We start from the raw sequence: 16563 nt of genomic DNA on the forward strand, positions 1-16563 counted from the left end.
TACACGTTTCCGCAAACGTTCAGGTTCGTCGGCAGCGTCAGTTGTGTATAAGAGACAGCCCTCGCGCCCCGGGAGACCTTCCGGCTCGATGCCCGGCGCGGCGGGCCCTTCGGCATCGAGTGGACCATCAACGGCGAGGCCTTCCGCCACGAGGAGGGCGAGCACGCCGCACCGCACGGGCGGCGCTACCGGCTGGAGCCCGGGCGCTGGGTACGGCTGCGCTTCGAGAACGTCTCCTACCGCCTGCACCCCATGCACGTGCACGGGCAGTTCTTCCGCGTCCTCACGCGCAACGGCAGCGCGGTGGACGAGGGACACTGGCGCGACACGGTGCTGCTGGGGCCGCGTGAGACGGTGGACGTAGCGATGTTCCCCCAGGACCTGGGCGTCTGGATGCTGCACTGCCACATCCAAGAGCACGCGGAGTCCGGGATGATGACGCTCATCGACGTGCCCGTCGGTGCGACCGTCCCCGCAGACCAAGGACGCCATGCGGCCGGCACGCACTGACCTCAACCCCACGACCTTCTCGTGAACAGCCACATGAGCTCCTGCCAGAGCACACGAAGGGCCCACTTCTCCACGGGAGTAGCGCGGCTCAATGGGCGCAGTTGCGAGACGCGACTCAGCCGCTACACTTCCGCCTCGCAGCAGCCACCCAGCGCTTTCCCGATGGCGGCACCCTCCTCTTGCCGGAGTGGCCGTAGGGCGCTCCCGGTGGCGCGCGCCTTCTCTCGAGCGGCCCACCCGACACCGGGTTGCCTCTGGGCCGCAGAAGAAGAGCCGCAGCATGCAGTTGCAACGCGACCGCATCGACGACGCACTCATCGACGAGGGTCCTCTGCACGCGCGCGGCCACGCGGTCGTCGCTCCCGCGAATGCGTCTACGCCGCGCTCCTTCTCGGGCCACGAGTTCATCGGAAAGATGGGCGCGCGGCTTCTGCGCCGGGGCCAGGGCAGCCACGTGCGCACGGCCCACGAGGCGGGCGTCCCCGTCTTCGGCAACGCCTTCGACGGCGACAGCCTCTTGGGCAGCACGCTGAGAGAGAGGACGTTCGCGTTACCCCCAACACCCGGCCGCGCGTTCGACCAGCGCAGCGGGGAGCCTCGCCCGCAGCTGCGGTTCGTAGCACAGCTCGGGTAGTGCCGGCTTCCCAGAGCAGGGTGCAACTAGTCAGGCGCCAACCCCTGCTCTCGCGGCGCCACGGCGCATCAACCGGGCTTCTCTGCATGGGATGCCCACACTGATTTTCAAAGGAGAAGGACCTATGAGCATCTGGATCATCCTCGCGTTCGCAGTCGGCTTCACCCTCCTCGTCATGCTGATGGGCCCTTGGATGTGGAGTTCCAGCTGGACGAATTGGCGTGTCTATGGCGGGAAGGACGAGAAGCAGGCGCCCCACGGGTACTCACAGCCTGAAGCTCCCCAGAGCCGCCGTTCGGTCGGACCCGAGCAGAGGAAGTAAGGTGCCTTGCCCGCTGACCCGTGTTCGCTCCACATGGCCCGGTCGGCGGCGCGCCATCGCCCCGCCGCTCACCCCAGCAGGGGGCAATCCCGCCCATGCGTAGGCCAAGCCATCTAGTTATAGCTGGAACTTTCGCAGCCAGATTCAACCCAATCCCTTTCCACGAGAAGCAGGTGATGCATGCCTAATCCGCGCCATTCATTGACCCGCTTTTGCGCTTGCGAGAGCTGCGGGGGGGTACCTGCGATGTCCCGCCGACGGTTTCTGGGCACCATGGCCGTAGGAGCGGTTGCAGGGCCCGTGGTGGCCGCGAGCGCGGCTCCGGCGCGGGCGCAGAAGGCACCCGCCTCCATGCCTTCCGCAAACCGGCCGATCCTGATTAAGGGCGGCACAGTGCTGACCCTGGATCGGTCCGTCGGAGATTTCGAACACGCCGATGTTCTAGTCGAGGGAGGAAAAATCTCCGCAGTGCGTGCCAATATCAGCGCGCCGAACGCCGCGACGATCGATGCTTCCAACGCGATCGTGATGCCCGGATTTGTCGACACGCACCGACACATGTGGCTCGGCTACCTGCGCCACGTACTGACCGACGGTTCCTTCGAGGAGTACCGCAACCTGGTGCAGCGTAGATTCGGGGCCACGATGACCCCCGAGGACGTCTATGCCGGCAATCTGCTCAGCGCGCTCGGCGCCATCGATAGCGGCGTCACGACCGTGCTGGACTGGTCGCACATCAGCAATACGCCGGAGCACTCCGACGCCGCAATTAAGGCGCTGGCCGATTCCGGTGTGCGAGGCGTATTCGCCTATGGCAATCCGCAAAGTCCAACCGGCAAATTCTGGGAAGCGAAAGGACACCAATTCCCTGGCGACATTGCCCGGTTGCGAAAGCAGTATTTTTCTACCGAGGATCAACTGCTGACGCTGTATATGGCGGCGCCAACTGGCGGGCCGGAAATCGTCCTGCCTGCGTTCAAGGCTGGTCGCAATGTCGGCGCGCGTATCAGCATCCATGTAGGCATGGGGGAATCCGGACGTGGTGGCCTGTTGGAAAAGCTCCACGCGGAAAATGCGCTGCGTCCCGATATCACATACCTCCATTGCTGCACTCTGAACGATACCGAGTGGAAGCTGATCAGAGATACGGGCGGAACCGTCTCGATCTCAGGCTACGTCGAGATGCTCATGGGGCATGGCAATCCGCCGATTCAGAAGGCACTCGATCTCGGCATCCGGCCGTCGCTCAGTCTTGACGTCGAGACCACCGCACCGAACGACTTCTTTAACCAGATGCGCTCCATCTTCTCCGTGCAGAAGAACGAAGCGTGGGCCCGCCGACTGGCCGGCGACAAGAACCCTCCGGCGTTTCTCAAGGCGCGCGACGTGCTCGAATTCGCCACCGTTGAAGGCGCGCGCGCGAACGGGCTCGAGCGTAAGGTCGGTACGCTCACTCCCGGTAAGGCCGCCGACATCATTCTCCTTCGCACCGATCGACTCAATGTCATGCCAATGAACGACGCGATCGGGGCTGTGATGGCCGGTATGGGTCCGCAGAATGTGGATACGGTTCTGATCGCAGGCAAGGTAATGAAGCGTAATGGGCAACTCGTCGGCGTGGATTGGAAGCAGATCACGCGGCTCGGCTATGAGGCTCAGGAGCGGAACTACAAAAATGCGAACGTGCCGAGAAAGCGTGTCTGAGGATTGTTTCCATCAATATCGACCAGTGACAGCGGTGACATCGTATCTGTTCGCCGTGCCCCGTCGTGTGCGTGCTCCGGACGATCCCGATCACCCGTTCCGGAGCAAGCCGATCACCCGTTCCGGGGCATGCCGATCACCTATTCCGGAGCAAGCCGAACACCTGTAGCAGGCTGAAGCAGCGGGGCCATCGCAGGGCGGAGGACCTCGCGGTCTGAAGGCTGGGCCGGAACGTTGACGACGCTGGACAGAGCGCCGACCACGCCGCCTCCCGAAACGGAGGCGGCGGTGGCGGCAGAGAGACTGTCCATGCGGAAGCTGAGAGAAATTTTGAGGCTGCACCTGGAGATGAGGCTGGGTTCGCGGGCGATAGCGCGCAGCCTCTCGGTGTCGCCGGGCACGGTGAGTGGCTACCTGGGCCGGGTACGGGTGGCGAAGTTGACGTGGCCGCTGCCACCGGAGTTGGACGATGACGTAGCGCTGACGCGGCTGCTGTTCACCGACGAGAGGAAACCGCGCCCGGGCCGGCCGGAGCCGGACTGGGGACAGTTGCACCTGGAACTGCGCAAGAAGCACGTGACGAAGCAGTTGCTCTGGGAGGAGTACAAGGCGGAGCAACCGGACGGGTACCAGTTCAGCCAATTCTGCGAGAGGTACGCGCGGTGGGCGGCGACGCTGAGCGTGACGATGCGCCAGACGCACGTGGCGGGCGAGAAGCTCTTCCTCGACTTCAGCGGGGACGGCATTGACGTGGTGGACCCGAAGACGGGCGAGCGAAGGAAGGCGAAGCTCTTCCTGGCAGTGCTGGGCGCCAGCAACTTCACCTACGCGGAGCCCGTGCTGAGCGAGAACCTGCCCACCTGGGTGCAGTGCCATGTCAATGCGCTGGAGTACATGGGCGGCGCGACGCAGGTATGGGTGCCGGACAACCTGAAGAGCGCGGTGACGCGTCCCCATCGGTACGAGCCAGACCTGAACGCCACCTACGCGGAGCTGGCGCGGCACTACCGCGTGGCGGTGATTCCGGCCCGAGTGCGCAAACCCCGGGACAAGGCGAAGGTGGAGCAAGGCGTGCTACTGGCAGAGCGGTGGATTCTGGCGGCGCTGCGCCACCGGACATTCTTCTCGCTGGAGGAGCTGCGCCAGGCGGTCAGGCCGCTCTTGGAGAAGCTCAACAGCCGGCCGATGAAGAAGCTGAAGAAGTCGCGCCGGGAAGTCTTCGAAGAAGTGGAACGCGCCGCGCTGCAGCCACTGCCAACGCGGAGATACGAGTACGCCGAGTGGGCTCGCCCCAGGGTGCGCGTCGACTACCACGTCGAATTCGACGGCCACTTCTACAGCGTGCCGTACCAGTGGGTGGGCCAGCAGGTGGACGTGCGCGCAACAGCGAGCGCCATGGAGGTGATGCTCGGCGGACGACGCGTCACCTCGCACCTGCGCAGCTTCGAGAAGGGCGGCCACACGACGAAGAACGAGCACATGCCCAAGTCTCACCAGGTGCAGGCGGAGTGGACGCCGCTGAAGCTGGTGGAGTGGGCGAAGAAGACGGGGCCGGCCACCGCGGCGCTGGTGGAGGAAATCCTGCGGAGCCGGGTGCACGCGCGGCACGGCTTCCAGGCCTGCCTCGGCGTGCTGCACCTGAGCCGCGAGTACGAGGCGGAGCGGATTGAGTCAGCGTGTGCGCGGGCGCTGCGGCTGCGGGCGTGCACGTACAAGAGCGTCGCGGCGATTCTCAGGAACAACCTCGACCGCGAGCCGGTGCGAGAAGAGCCCCAGCCCGAGGCGTTGCCTGTGCACGGCAACGTGCGGGGCTCCGACTACTACCACTGAAGCACCCGCTGGGCGCCGAGGACGGCCTCACGGTGCCCAGCAGCGGCCTTGGCGCGCGGTGCACGCGCCGCAGGCCGCCAAGGCGTCACGAGGCCTCGCGCAGGCAGCGGAAGCAACGCGGCCCAAGGAGACACGCATGCTGGTGGAGCAGACGCTCGAGAAGCTCAACGAGATGAAGCTGCATGGAATGGCGAAGGCGCTGAAGCAGTGGCTGGCGCAGCCCAAGGACAAGGAGTTGACGCCCGAAGACGTGCTCGGGCTGCTCGTCGATGCGGAGCAGATGCACCGCGACACCCGCAAGCTCCAGCAACGGTTGAAGAACGCGAAGCTGCGGCAGCAGGCCTGCGTGGAGGACATCGACTACGCGCACGCGCGAGGGCTGTCGAAGGCGGTGGTGATGGACCTGGCCTCGTCGAGGTGGGCACAGCGCCAGCAGAACATCCTGCTCACCGGACCGACGGGCGTGGGCAAGAGCTACCTGGCGTGCGCGCTGGGCCACAAGGCTTGCCGTGACGGCTACAGCGTGGTGTACCGCCGGGCCTCACGCCTCTTCGACGAGCTGGCCCAGGCCCGAGCGGACGGCACGTACCCGCACCTGCTGCGCAGGCTTGCCAAGGCGCAGGTCCTCATCCTGGACGACTTCGGCCTGGAGCCACTGACGGCCCCTCAGCGCAAGGAACTGCTCGAAGTGCTCGATGACCGCTACCAGCTCGGCTCGACGATTGTGGCCAGCCAGCTGGAGCCCAAGGACTGGCACGCCATCATCGGCGACGCGACGCTGGCCGACGCCATCTGCGACCGGCTCGTCCACAACGCCCACCGCCTCAAGCTCGGCGGCGAGTCGATTCGCAAGGCCGAGAGTTTGACCAGCGGGAAGAAGGCGGCGAAGTAGCCCCCACCAGCGTCGTCATCCCGGTGATCGGCTTGCTCCGGAACGGGTGATCGGCTTCGGCCGGAATTGCTGATCGGCATGGCCGGAATACGCAGCCCGCCCCGGTACGGGTCGTTCCATCCGGATGCACAGGGTGATACGAACGAGCAGGGAGGTGGGTATTGAGCGAGCCTCGATTCGAAACCCTGGGGGCTGTTCTGAAGGACATCCAAAACCGCAATTGGCTTCATTCACTATATGGAGCCACGCGTCCACCTTGGACAGCGGACACCCTGTGCGTGGTCCTGGAACGGGACACCTATTCCGAAGAAGTGCCAGAGTTCGCCAGGCGGCACTCGCTTCGGGATGTTCTGTCGGTTCATCAAGCCCAGGGAATCGTCGAGAATGCCCGGCGGCAGCTCGCCGAACCGGGTGTTGATGAGCTCGTCCAGGCCTTCAACTACTACTTCAAGAAGGATGCGTTCATCAGGTTCACGGAACGTTGATGGCGAGCTGCAGACCGTCTCGTCCGGGGCTCACTTCTGCTCGCGAGCAGGTGGATCCCACGTGAAGCTCACCGCGGGCGGCTTCACGGCCTTCGCGTCCTTCAGCAAGAAGCCCTCCTGGCGCCGGGCCGCGCGCTCGAACCACCGAGTCGAGCCCGAACTCGAAGCCCACGCAACCCTCGCCAGCGTCCAGGCTCTGCATTCAAGGGAGCGTACGTTGCCCGCAACCCGGTACAACGATTGGAGGCCCTCCAGGGCCCGAGCCGCGCGGGTTCGGCGCACGGCTGAGGCCCCGCGGCCCACCCTGCCCTAGCGCCGGGCGCTCTTTGCCTTCGGCGCCTTCTTCTTCGCCGCGGGCTTCGCACGCCTGGCGGCCACCGGGGCCTTGCGCGCCGGACGCTTCGCGGCTCGGGCCGGCGGGCCCGCCCACACCTCGAGCGCGGCGCGCGTCTCGGCCGCGCGCGTCTTGTTGCCCAGCGCCTCCTGCAGCAGCGCGAGCCCCTCCATGGCGTGGCGCACCTGCGCGTCCGTGAGCTCCTCGTGCTGGAAGAGGTTGCGGTACGCCTTGGCGAGCCGGGCGAGCGCGACGATGGGCTCGGTCACCACACCGCTGCCCGTGGCCTGCGGCGAGCGGAAGTGCCCGAGCCGGTAGCTGATGCTGCCCCAGTCCCAGCGCTCGCTCGCGGGACGGCCCTGCGCCAGCCGGTCGCGCTCCAGCGTCCCCTGCCAGTCGGCGCCGAACTGGGCGCGCAGGGCCTTCTCGAGGAAGACCTGGAGCGCGTCGCGCGCGCTGCCCAGGGCCGGGTCGAGCATCGCACTGACGGTGACATTGCGGGTGCTGGCGGTCGTTCGACGGATGGACACCGGGTACTGCTCCTTCGAGAGAGAGGAGGCCCCAGGAATGCCCTGGCCAGAAGCGCCACGCAAAAAAACGGTGCCCCCCCTACGCGGGCTTCCGCACCACGCGCTGACGGCGGGTTCCCTCACTCGCAACCGCCGGCGAGCTGTTCCCACAAGAACCGGGTCAACTCGCTGTCCGTCTCATTCCGATAAAACCTCGCGTTAACCCGAAAAAGGGGCTCGATTCTCTATGGGGAGGTCACTGGAAGCCCACGCATCCCCAGGCGCACAGGAGTCTCCCCCATGAAGTTCCCCCCTGCTTCGTTGTGCTTCGTGTTGCCGATGCTCTCCGCCACTTCCGTCCAGGCGCAAGCGCCCGAGACCTGGACGGAGCACTGGTTCGAGCACAACCAGACCGTCTCCCGCGTCTACCAGGACAATGACGTGGCCGTGTACTTCGACTCGGCCGTGAACCGGTCCATCACCTGGCCCAACACCTACCTGGGCGACGTGTGGCGCTATACCAAGAGGACCTACGGACACTTCGGCACGGACTCGCAGCTCTACGCCATCTTCCATGCAGGAAAGTACAGTGGAGGCCACCCCTCCACGTACTTCGACGCCAGCCATGACAGGCGCAACGTGATTGATGTGGGTTCCAGTTCCCCCACGGCCTGGACTGCCGGCACCGGCAACGACCTGGACATCGTCACCCATGAGGTGGCCCACATCGTGGAACTCGCCAGCAAGGGCGTGCACGACTCGCCTGCCTTCGGCCTGTGGCGCGACAGCAAGTGGGCGGAGATCTTCAACTACGACGTCTACCTGGCGTTGGGTCGCACCAGTGATGCCAATCGCTGGTACAACCTGATGGTCAACACGACGGACAGCTTCCCCCGCGCCAACACCCATTGGTTCCGGGATTGGTTCTATCCCATCTACAAGAACCACGGCGGCTCCTCGGTGCTCAACCGGTACTTCGTCCTGCTCGCGCAGTACCTGCCGAAGAACGGCAGCAACTACGCGCGAAGCCTGAACTGGGGAGAGTTCATCCACTTCTGGAGTGGTGCCGCGGGCGTCAATCTCAAGACCCTGGCCACGTCCGCATTCGGATGGCCCGCCGAGTGGGAAGCGCAGTTCACCCAGGCTCAGCGTGACTTCCCCTTCACCTACACCCCCCCGGGCCCCACGGCTGTCACCGTGTTCCAGGACCAGAACTACGGTGGCTATGGAATGGCACTGCCCGTTGGCCGTTACACCCTGTCCGCCCTGCATGCCTGGGGCGTGCGCAATGACGACATCACCTCCCTGAAGGTCGCCAGCGGCTACAAGGTCACCCTGTATGAACATGACAACTTCAGCGGTGCCAGCCTCACCAAGACGGCGGACGATGCCTCGCTCGTCGACGACAGCTGGAACGACAAGATGTCCTCGCTCATCGTGAGCGCATCGGGGATGTAGGTCAGCACCGCTCGGGCTCCGGGGCGTGCCGGGCTTCCTTCGCGAGCCCGCCCCGGCGCGTTCGCGCCAGGGGAATGGCGGGCCGCCCATGGATTGGAGAATGGGGCGCCCCCACCGGGTCCACCGCGTTATACAGCGCGCATGTTTGACGCCACTCGCTACCTGGAGCGTATCGGTGTCTCGGCGGGTACGCCGCTCGCCGCGCTCCATCGGGCCCACCTCGAGGCCGTGCCGTTCGAGAACCTCGACATCCACCTGAAGCGGCCCATCCGGCTCGACGAGGCGGCCTTCTTCGAGAAGGTCGTCCTCCAGCGGCGCGGTGGGTTCTGCTACGAGCTCAATGGCCTCTTCGCCCGCCTGCTCCGGACTCTCGGTTACCGGGTGACGCTGCTGTCGGCGCGCGTGGCCTCGCGTCCCGATGGCAGCGCCTACGGTCCCGACTTCGACCACCTGGCGCTCCTGGTGGAGGACGCCTCGGGCCGCTGGCTGGCCGACGTGGGCTTCGGCGAGTGCTTCCTGGAACCGCTGCGCCTCGACGAGCGCGGCGTGCAGACCCAGGACGGACGCGGCCACCGGCTGGTCGAGGACGCGGAGGGGCTCGTCGTCTGGCGCGAGGCGGCGTCGGGGGACTGGAAGGCCCAGTACGTCGTCTCGCTCATCCCGCGCGAACTCGAGGACTTCGCGGCCATGTGCCACCACCAGCAGACCTCGCCGGAGTCCCACTTCACGCAGCGACGCCTCTGCACCCGGACCACGCCGGACGGGCGCATCACCCTCAAGGAGGGCGCGCTCGTCGTCACCTCGGGGGGCGCGCGCCACGAGCAGCGGCTCCCGGACGAGGCCGCGTGGCGGGCCGCGCTCACGCGGCACTTCGGCATCACCCTGCCCTCCGGCGGATGACGCCGCTCCGGACGCACATGAGGAGCCGGCCCACTCTACCTGCCGCCGTGAAGGCCCCGGGACGGGTCCGCAGGCCGCCAGCACTTCACTGAGCGTAGAAATCCAAAGGACTCGCCGTTTGCCCTGCTGGCACTGGGGCCGGTGATGGATCAAATTCTAAGAAACTTCGAGCCCGCACCTTCGACAATCCAGCCAGACACCTTCGGTTTCAGGAGTGCCCCGAATGACGACGTCCAAGGTCCGGTCCGGCGCCACGCTGGGTGGAGTCACTGCCAGGTTCAGCACCGGGGAGCAGCCGGCCCCCAAGAAGTACGTGGATTACACCGTGAAGAGCGGTGACACGTTCTCGGGCATCGCGGCGAAACACGAGCTCTCGCTGGCCGCATTGAAGAAGCTGAACCCGCAGGTCGAGAACATCAACGTCATCCACCCGGGCCAGAAGCTGCACGTGAAGGTCGTGAATGCGCCCGCGCCTGAGCCGAAGCCGACACCGAAGCCGCCGACCAACAAAAACACCAGCGTGCTCCCCAAGGGCATCCCGAACACCGAGGGCATGTCTCAGGCGAAGGAGTACGCGCTCTACTCGAAGTACGTGGAGAAGTACGGCGACGCCAAGGCGAAGCAGGACCTCGCGGCCGGCAAGCGCGTCATCGTCGGCCTGAGGGTGAACACGCCCTTCACCCGTGATCGCCCCTCCGGCGGCTCCTACGACGATCGGCTCGTCGTCATGTGGAAGGACAGCAGCGGCAAGCCGCACGTCCAGGAGTTCAAGGCCAACACCGAGCCGAACCGCCGCTGGGCCGATGACCCGAGCCAGAGCACCAAGCCGGTCGGCCGCCTCGTCGGCAACAAGACCTACCACTACCGGAAGAGCTTCAACGGCAACTTCGGTGGCAACATCCTCGCGCCGGACCTGCGCTACGGGAACCCGACCGTGCGGCGCGACACCAACCGCGATCACCGGATCAACTCGAAGGACGATGTGTTCAGCGGCGACTGGGGCGGCCAGGGCTACTACTTCCATCGCGGCGGAACAACCGACACGTACTCCGCCGGCTGCCAGACGATGGACCAGGGCCGCTTCAACAACTTCTGGGCCGCGCTCGGCTCTCAGAGCGAGTTCAGCTACGTCCTGGCCCAGGTCGGCTGACGTGGCGTAGGGGACCCACTCCATCCGGAAGACCCGGACACCCGCCGCGCGAGCAGGAGTCGTAAGACCTCGCCGTGCCCCGTCGTAACGGGCTCCAGCCTTCGTGAGACTTCCCTTGGCCACACGCCAGGAGGTGGTCCATGGAGAAGGAGCTGGAGCAGTTCCGTCAGGAAGCGCAGCGATTGAAGGCCGGGCGGCGCGGTGGCTCGTTGCCATTCCCCGAGGCGCTGCGCGCCTTCGCGGTGCGCTACGCCGAGCACACCATGGCGAAGGGTGGGACGGTGACGGACGCGGCGCAGCAACTGGGCGTGTCCGGGCCGACGCTCTACGAGTGGCGCAAGGGGCGCCCCGCGGGACACCGCCGTCCGAAGCCCGCCGAGAAGGGCGCGGCTCTGGTGCCGGTGCACGTCAGCGAGCGTCCTGCCGCACCTGTCAGGTAGTCATGACGCGCGTCGAGCAGCTGCGAGACTTGGAGACGGCCAAGCAGGGGGCGGCGCTGCTGGAGGCGGAAAACGCCCGGCTGCACCAGCGCCTTGAGGCGCTCGTCGCGGAGAATGCCCGGCTCAAGGGCGAGGACGCCCAGGCGCACCTGCACCACGCGGATGAGACGCATTGGCTGCTGCTGGACAAGGGGCCGGGCACCAAGTGGTACGCGTGGACGGTGGCCTCGCCCGACACCGTCTTCCATCGCATCTACCCCAGCCGCTCTGGGGCGACGGCGCGCACCGTGCTGGGCGACTACGAGGGCGTCGTGCTGGTGGATGGGTATGCGGCGTACCAGACGGCGACGAAGTCCAGCGCGGACGGGCCCTGTCCAGCCACCCCGGCCTTCTGCTGGGCCCACGTGAGGAGAAAATTCTTCGAAGCCCAGCAGTTTGCCCCTGCCTGCAAAGAGGTGCTGGACCTCATCGGCGAGCTGTACGCCGTCGAGGCGGACCTGCCGGGCTGGTACGCGCTGGAGGGCGAGGAGCGTCAGGCCGCGCTCGCGCACCGGCTCGCCGTGCGTCAGCAGAAGTCCGCGCCGCTGACCGAGCGCATCTGCGACTGGGCGCACGCGCAGCGCGCACTGCCCGGCAGTGCCTTTCGCAAGGCCCTCGAGTACATGCTCAACCTCTGGGCGAGGCTGACGGTCTTCCTCACCCAGCCGCAGGTGCCGCTGGACAATAACCACGTCGAGCGCCAGCTGCGTGACATGGTGATAGGCAGGAAGAACCTCGAGACAGCGCGGCTGCGAGGAGAGGACCCGGGCCACGACCTGCGGCGCCCTGCGCTCGCCGCCATCGAGAATCCGGGCACCGTGACGCTGCCGAAGGCCCAGAGCTGACCACCGCTCCCGCTGTGCGGCCCGGGCGGGTCAGCTCTTAGTTCGGGCTCAGCGCGAAGGCGGACACCCGGCCATCCGGGATGAGCGCCACCCGGTAGCGCAGCATCGTGGAGCCGGCCTGCACCAGGTACGTGTAGACGCGGTCATCGCCCCGCATCTCCCGCTTCGCCAGGACGAGCGGCCCCGACGGCCCCAGGCTCTGTAGCAGCGACTGGTAATACGGCGCGGCCTCCGTGAAGAACCACCCGGGGACGTACGCGAACTCGGCCGGGTTCAGCGCTCCGGCCCGTGCCTGCTCGAGCAGCGTCGCGAGCCGGGCCGTGACCTCCGGTTCGAGGTCCGGAATGGGGGCCAGCGGAGGCACGGCGAGCGCGGGGTTGACGATGGCGGCGATGCCATTGGCGATGGCCGCGGGGTTCGGCTCCGCGAGGTTGAGCAGCACGATGATGGACAGGGCGTCTCCGGTGAAGCGGTAGTAGGCGGTCTTGAAGCCCTGCCATGCACCGGCGTGCTGGTGCACGAGCTGGCCGTTGCGCTCCTCGATGAACCATCCGAAGCCATACGGATAGGAAGCTCCGCTGGAGAGCTTCACGGGATTCAGGATGTCCCGCCAGCTCCCGTTCGTCAGGATGGCGCGGTCATCCACGGCGTCATCCCACGCCAGCATGTCTTTCAGGGAGAAGTAGAGCGAGCCATCCGCCGTGGTGTTGAGGGAGGGGGAGACCCACTCCTGGTTCTTCACCACCCCGTCGAGCAGGCGGTAACCGGCCGCGCGATTGGGAACAATGTCAGCCTCACTGATGCCTCGCGCCGTCTTCATGTGGGTGGGCTTGAAGACCTGCTCGCCCAGGACGTTGACGTAGGAGGTGCCCGCGACGCGGTTCACCAGGAGGCCCAGCAGGACGTAGCCGGCGTTGCTGTAGTTCCATCGCAGGCCGGCGGGGAAGTCCAGGGGCAGCGTATAGAGGAACTGCGCGAACTCCTCGTCGGTGTAGTCCTTGCGCAGGTCGAGCAGCCCATCCGAGAGGCCGGAGGTGTGCGTCAGCAGGTGGCGAATCGTGATGGGGGCCCAGGTCGAGGGCGCGTCGGGGAAGTACTTCGTGATGCTGTCGGACAGCGAGATGCGGCCCGCCTCCACCTGGAGCATCACCGCCATGGCGGTGAACTGCTTGCCCAGGGAGCCGGACTGGAAGAGGGTGTCCGGGGTGACGGGAACCTGATGCTCCAGGTTCGAGAAACCATACCCCTTCGCCACGATGACCCTGCCGTGGCTCACGACGGCCACCGCGACGCCCGGCACATTCATCCGTTTCTGCTCCGCGCGCACGAAGGCATCGATGCGCTCACGGAGCGATTCATGGGCTGACGAGGGACGGCCCGCGAGCAGACCCACGAGGAACACCATCGCCAGGGAAAAGGACTGCAACGAACCTCGCATGGGGAACTCCAGAGGTCCCGGGCACGGATTGCCCACGGACCCGCGTAGGGGAACACCGTCCTTCCTCCGTCGTAAAGGCTTCGGGGCGGTGAGAACTACGATAGTTGTCGTATGAGGGGTTCTCTTGGACTCTCATCCGCTTCCGGTTTAGCCGCCGCTCCCGAGCGAAGCCTCACGCTTGCGTCGTTCCCGCTATCGGCGCTGCTGGCGTGAGCGGGCCGTCACCTCGGCAATGAGGGGGTACGGCGAGGAGTTACCAGGAGTCAGCCCTCTTTCCCGGGCTCGAGCGGGGCGAGCGGAAGCCGCCCGAGCTCCTGCGCGCGCGCATGCACCGCGCGCACCGCCGCGTCCATCGCATCCCGGACGCCCGCGCTCTCGAACACCTTCAAGCCGGCCAGCGTCGCGCCACCGGGGCTCGTGACCTGCTTGCGCAACGCCGCCGGGGACTCCTGGCTGCGATGCAGCAACTCCAGGCTTCCGCGCATGCTCTCCACCGTCGCCAGGGTGGCCTGATCACGCGGCAGCCCCAGGGCCACGCCCGCGTCGATGAACGCCTCGATGAGGAAATAGACGAACGCGGGCATGGGGCCGGCGAGGCCCGTCGCCATCTCCACGCCGGCCTCGTCGGCGACCTCCACTTCGGTGCCGAGCGCGCCCAGCAGTGAGCGGACGCGCAGCAGCGCTGGCTGGCTCAAGCCCGCGCTTGGAATCCAGAAGGTGGCCGCCCTGCGGACGCGTGCGGGGGTGTTGGGCATCGCGCGAACGACGAGTGGGTGTTCGAGACCCTCGCACAGCGTCTGCAGGCGCGCGCCCGCGATGATGCTGACGACAATCGTGTCCTCACGGAGCTGCCCGCGCAGCTGCTGGAGGACAACACCCAGGTGTTGCGGCTTCACGGCCAGCACGACCAGTTCCGCGTCCGCCGCCGCGAGGTTGTCCGCGGTCACCTCGACGCCGTACTGCTCGCGGAGCACCCGGCGACGCTCCTCGTCGACCTCTCCGACGAGGAGCGTGCCGGGCGCGGCCAGGCCTCCCCCGGTGACCGCTCCAATCAAGGCCTCGGCCATCACCCCACCGCCGATGAAGCCCAGGGCTGGCCTCCGCGAGGGCACGGTGGCATCCATCGAATCGGCCGTCATCGCGAGGTACGAACGGGATTGGGGCGGATGAGTCCCTTCACGATGCGACCCGTCTCGACATCGGCCAGGGCCTGATTCACCTCTTCGAGGCCGTAGGTGCGGCTGACCATGTGCTCCCAGCCCTTGCCACCGGCGACCCTCGCACCGTGCCGGTCGAGGATGCGGAGCATCCGGTGGAAGTGGCTGAAGTCCACGCCCCACACACCTCGAATCTCGAGGTGCTTTCGATTGATCTCCGTGTGCGGGTTGAGCCCCACCTCGCCGTGGTCGGTGTAGTGCCCGACGACCACGTAACGCCCACCGTCGCGGGTCATCCGGATGCCGTCCTTGACCGCCGCGGGCACGCCGGTGGCCTCGATCGTCACGTCCACGCCGCGTCCGTCGGTGAGCGCGAGAATCCGCTCCACGTGGCCGTTCGAACCCGTCACGTCGAGCCGGATGGCCTCATCGACCCCGAAGTCGCGGGCCATCGCGAGTCGCACCTCATGACGTTCGACGACGTAGACCGCGCCCGCGCCAGAAAGCAGGGCCAGCGTCGCCGCGCTCAGCCCCACCGGACCCGCCCCCTGGATCAACACGCGATCCCCGAGCTGGATGCGCGCCGTGTCGACGGCGTGAATCGCGGTCGGCAACGCGCAGCCGCCTGCGATCACCCGCTCCGGCATGAGCGTTGACGGGACCTCGAGGATGGACACCCCCGGCTTGAGGTAGATGAGCTGCGACCAGCCGCCGTACAGCCCTTCCTTCGCCGAGCAGGTGACGCCGTAGACGCGCCGCGAAGGACAGCGGTTCGGCATCTTGCCGACCAGACAGAACCAGCAGGCGTTGCAGGTCCCGACCACGTCGAGGAACGTGACCGTGGCACCGACGCGCACGGGACGTCCGTCGACGTCGCGCGGCTCGCCGCGCACGGCCAGCACCTTTCCGACGGAAACATGGCCCGGGATGATGGGGTACGGCACACCGGCGAGCCGGCCGTGCGACAGGTGGACGTCCGTCCCGCATACCTCGGAGAAGAGCGTCTCGAGCAGGACCCCGCCCGGCTCCAGCTCGGGTGCGGAGAAGTGCTGGAGCTCGACGGGGCGGTTGGCACCGTGCATGACCGCCGCGGTGCAGGAGGCGTGTGCACTCATGACCACAGGACGATCCTCCCATCAGGGAGAGTCCCGATCGCCGAGGTCACGGTGGTGCGGTGCCCCCCGCTCGAATCGACCTCGTGGTAGTTCCGCGTACTGAAGATGTACACGTCGCCCATCGTGGGCCGCAAAGTGTACTTCTCCGCGCCCTCGACAACGGGGCGACTGTAGCCGTACGTGCCCGCGAGCTTGTAGACCTCATCCTCGGGCGCCCACTCACGATTGTAGACGTGCGTCCTGCCGGGATTCTGCGGGTCGAGCTCGAGGTAGAGATTCCAGGCGAGCTGGACCTGAACCTGGGCCACCCACCACTCCGGTTGCTCGGCGGGGGCATAGTCGATGTGGAGCAGCGTCCCATTCTCGATGCGGCGGATGAGGCCCGCGCAGTAGGTCCCGTGCTTTGGATCGGCGGCGATCTGCACCGGAGCCCCCGTGGCCTGGCGCAACCGGCTCATCAAGCGCTCGAGCGGAGAGAACGATTGCGAGAAGATCTCGCCCTGGAGCGCCCGGCACTGCTCCGCCCTCTGGAAGTAGCCCGAGACATCCGAGCCGTTGTGCTCGAACACCGTCGCGCCAATCCGGTCGATGGGCGGCACGACATTCTTGTACGACTCGAAGCCAATCACCTGAGCCCGATCGATGAGACGGCTGCACTCGGCCGGCGTGGCGAAGTCTCGGATGACAACCGCGGGGATCTCGTTGCGAATGAGCTGCTGCCAGGAATTCTGGTCAAGCTCCTGGGCCGTGAAAACACTCCAAGAGGGCCTGCGCGGGGTCGACGAAAGCTTTCTCATATTC

At 66.6% G+C, this 16563-nt stretch carries 16 protein-coding genes; 11 read left to right on the top strand and 5 right to left on the bottom strand.

What is annotated here, in order from left to right; translation table 11 throughout:
- The first annotated feature begins 126 nt into the window (after nucleotides 1-126).
- The 6 genes from HG543_RS27130 to HG543_RS27155 all read left to right on the top strand — a co-directional run bounded on the left by HG543_RS27130 (nucleotide 127) and on the right by HG543_RS27155 (nucleotide 6377).
- Nucleotides 127-510 carry a multicopper oxidase domain-containing protein gene (locus HG543_RS27130; RefSeq protein ID WP_343073447.1) on the top strand — a complete coding sequence of 128 codons (384 nt, stop codon included), beginning with the start codon at nucleotides 127-129 and terminating at the stop codon, nucleotides 508-510.
- A 280-nt stretch (nucleotides 511-790) separates the two neighbouring features.
- On the top strand, nucleotides 791-1144 hold the full coding sequence (locus tag HG543_RS27135) for a hypothetical protein (RefSeq protein WP_169347774.1): 354 nt from the start codon (nucleotides 791-793) through the stop codon (nucleotides 1142-1144).
- Nucleotides 1145-1766: 622 nt separating this feature from the next.
- A complete protein-coding gene (locus HG543_RS27140; protein ID WP_169347775.1) occupies nucleotides 1767-3170 on the top strand; it encodes an amidohydrolase family protein in 1404 nt (467 codons plus the stop codon).
- A 309-nt stretch (nucleotides 3171-3479) separates the two neighbouring features.
- Entirely contained in the window at nucleotides 3480-5000 is a 1521-nt protein-coding gene (gene istA, locus HG543_RS27145; protein ID WP_169347776.1) for an IS21 family transposase, read from the top strand.
- Between the two features lie 136 nt (nucleotides 5001-5136).
- On the top strand, nucleotides 5137-5892 hold the full coding sequence (gene istB / locus HG543_RS27150; RefSeq protein ID WP_169347777.1) for an IS21-like element helper ATPase IstB: 756 nt from the start codon (nucleotides 5137-5139) through the stop codon (nucleotides 5890-5892).
- A gap of 161 nt (nucleotides 5893-6053) precedes the next feature.
- The gene (locus HG543_RS27155; protein WP_169347778.1) at nucleotides 6054-6377 is read left to right on the top strand and encodes a DUF7716 domain-containing protein; all 324 of its coding nucleotides are present in this window, start codon (nucleotides 6054-6056) and stop codon (nucleotides 6375-6377) included.
- A 309-nt stretch (nucleotides 6378-6686) separates the two neighbouring features.
- On the opposite strand, the gene HG543_RS27160 is transcribed toward HG543_RS27155, so the two are convergent.
- Nucleotides 6687-7241, bottom strand: a complete 555-nt coding sequence (locus HG543_RS27160) for a hypothetical protein (protein WP_169347779.1) — start codon at nucleotides 7239-7241, stop codon at nucleotides 6687-6689.
- A 279-nt stretch (nucleotides 7242-7520) separates the two neighbouring features.
- On the opposite strand from HG543_RS27160, the gene HG543_RS27165 reads away from it, so the two are divergent.
- The 5 genes from HG543_RS27165 (at nucleotide 7521) to tnpC (ending at nucleotide 12052) form a co-directional block, all read left to right on the top strand.
- Entirely contained in the window at nucleotides 7521-8678 is a 1158-nt protein-coding gene (locus tag HG543_RS27165) for a beta/gamma crystallin family protein (RefSeq protein WP_169347780.1), read from the top strand.
- Between the two features lie 141 nt (nucleotides 8679-8819).
- On the top strand, nucleotides 8820-9578 hold the full coding sequence (locus HG543_RS27170; RefSeq protein ID WP_169347781.1) for an arylamine N-acetyltransferase family protein: 759 nt from the start codon (nucleotides 8820-8822) through the stop codon (nucleotides 9576-9578).
- 223 nt (nucleotides 9579-9801) lie between these two features.
- Entirely contained in the window at nucleotides 9802-10728 is a 927-nt protein-coding gene (locus HG543_RS27175; RefSeq protein ID WP_169347782.1) for a LysM peptidoglycan-binding domain-containing protein, read from the top strand.
- Nucleotides 10729-10868: 140 nt separating this feature from the next.
- The gene (locus HG543_RS27180) at nucleotides 10869-11168 is read left to right on the top strand and encodes a transposase (RefSeq protein WP_169347783.1); all 300 of its coding nucleotides are present in this window, start codon (nucleotides 10869-10871) and stop codon (nucleotides 11166-11168) included.
- Between the two features lie 2 nt (nucleotides 11169-11170).
- Nucleotides 11171-12052, top strand: a complete 882-nt coding sequence (gene tnpC, locus HG543_RS27185; protein ID WP_169347784.1) for an IS66 family transposase — start codon at nucleotides 11171-11173, stop codon at nucleotides 12050-12052.
- A 37-nt stretch (nucleotides 12053-12089) separates the two neighbouring features.
- On the opposite strand, the gene HG543_RS27190 is transcribed toward tnpC, so the two are convergent.
- From HG543_RS27190 to HG543_RS27205, 4 genes are all read right to left on the bottom strand, one after another.
- Complete coding sequence (locus HG543_RS27190; RefSeq protein ID WP_169347785.1) at nucleotides 12090-13490, bottom strand: serine hydrolase domain-containing protein; 1401 nt, start codon at nucleotides 13488-13490, stop codon at nucleotides 12090-12092.
- 263 nt (nucleotides 13491-13753) lie between these two features.
- Nucleotides 13754-14629 (bottom strand): pyrroline-5-carboxylate reductase, encoded by an 876-nt coding sequence (proC, locus tag HG543_RS27195; protein ID WP_169347786.1) that lies wholly within the window; start codon nucleotides 14627-14629, stop codon nucleotides 13754-13756.
- Nucleotides 14626-15762, bottom strand: coding sequence for a zinc-binding dehydrogenase (locus tag HG543_RS27200; protein ID WP_169347787.1), 1137 nt, complete (start codon nucleotides 15760-15762; stop codon nucleotides 14626-14628). Before HG543_RS27200 ends, proC begins: the two co-directional genes overlap by 4 nt.
- Nucleotides 15759-16559, bottom strand: a complete 801-nt coding sequence (locus HG543_RS27205) for a 2OG-Fe(II)-dependent halogenase WelO5 family protein (protein WP_169347788.1) — start codon at nucleotides 16557-16559, stop codon at nucleotides 15759-15761. Before HG543_RS27205 ends, HG543_RS27200 begins: the two co-directional genes overlap by 4 nt.
- Between the last annotated feature and the right edge of the window lie 4 nt (nucleotides 16560-16563).

The organism is Pyxidicoccus fallax (assembly GCF_012933655.1).
In the GTDB taxonomy this organism is placed as follows: domain Bacteria; phylum Myxococcota; class Myxococcia; order Myxococcales; family Myxococcaceae; genus Myxococcus; species Myxococcus fallax.

Excerpts from the sequence above, each read along its gene's own strand:
- HG543_RS27135 (WP_169347774.1), top strand. The coding sequence starts at position 791 with ATGCAGTTGCAACGCGACCGCATCGACGACGCACTCATCGACGAGGGT.
- istA (WP_169347776.1), top strand. The coding sequence starts at position 3,480 with ATGCGGAAGCTGAGAGAAATTTTGAGGCTGCACCTGGAGATGAGGCTG.
- istB (WP_169347777.1), top strand. The coding sequence starts at position 5,137 with ATGCTGGTGGAGCAGACGCTCGAGAAGCTCAACGAGATGAAGCTGCAT.
- HG543_RS27165 (WP_169347780.1), top strand. The coding sequence starts at position 7,521 with ATGAAGTTCCCCCCTGCTTCGTTGTGCTTCGTGTTGCCGATGCTCTCC.
- HG543_RS27170 (WP_169347781.1), top strand. The coding sequence starts at position 8,820 with ATGTTTGACGCCACTCGCTACCTGGAGCGTATCGGTGTCTCGGCGGGT.
- HG543_RS27175 (WP_169347782.1), top strand. The coding sequence starts at position 9,802 with ATGACGACGTCCAAGGTCCGGTCCGGCGCCACGCTGGGTGGAGTCACT.
- HG543_RS27180 (WP_169347783.1), top strand. The coding sequence starts at position 10,869 with ATGGAGAAGGAGCTGGAGCAGTTCCGTCAGGAAGCGCAGCGATTGAAG.
- tnpC (WP_169347784.1), top strand. The coding sequence starts at position 11,171 with ATGACGCGCGTCGAGCAGCTGCGAGACTTGGAGACGGCCAAGCAGGGG.
- HG543_RS27190 (WP_169347785.1), bottom strand. The coding sequence starts at position 13,490 with ATGCGAGGTTCGTTGCAGTCCTTTTCCCTGGCGATGGTGTTCCTCGTG.
- proC (WP_169347786.1), bottom strand. The coding sequence starts at position 14,629 with ATGACGGCCGATTCGATGGATGCCACCGTGCCCTCGCGGAGGCCAGCC.
- HG543_RS27200 (WP_169347787.1), bottom strand. The coding sequence starts at position 15,762 with ATGAGTGCACACGCCTCCTGCACCGCGGCGGTCATGCACGGTGCCAAC.
- HG543_RS27205 (WP_169347788.1), bottom strand. The coding sequence starts at position 16,559 with ATGAGAAAGCTTTCGTCGACCCCGCGCAGGCCCTCTTGGAGTGTTTTC.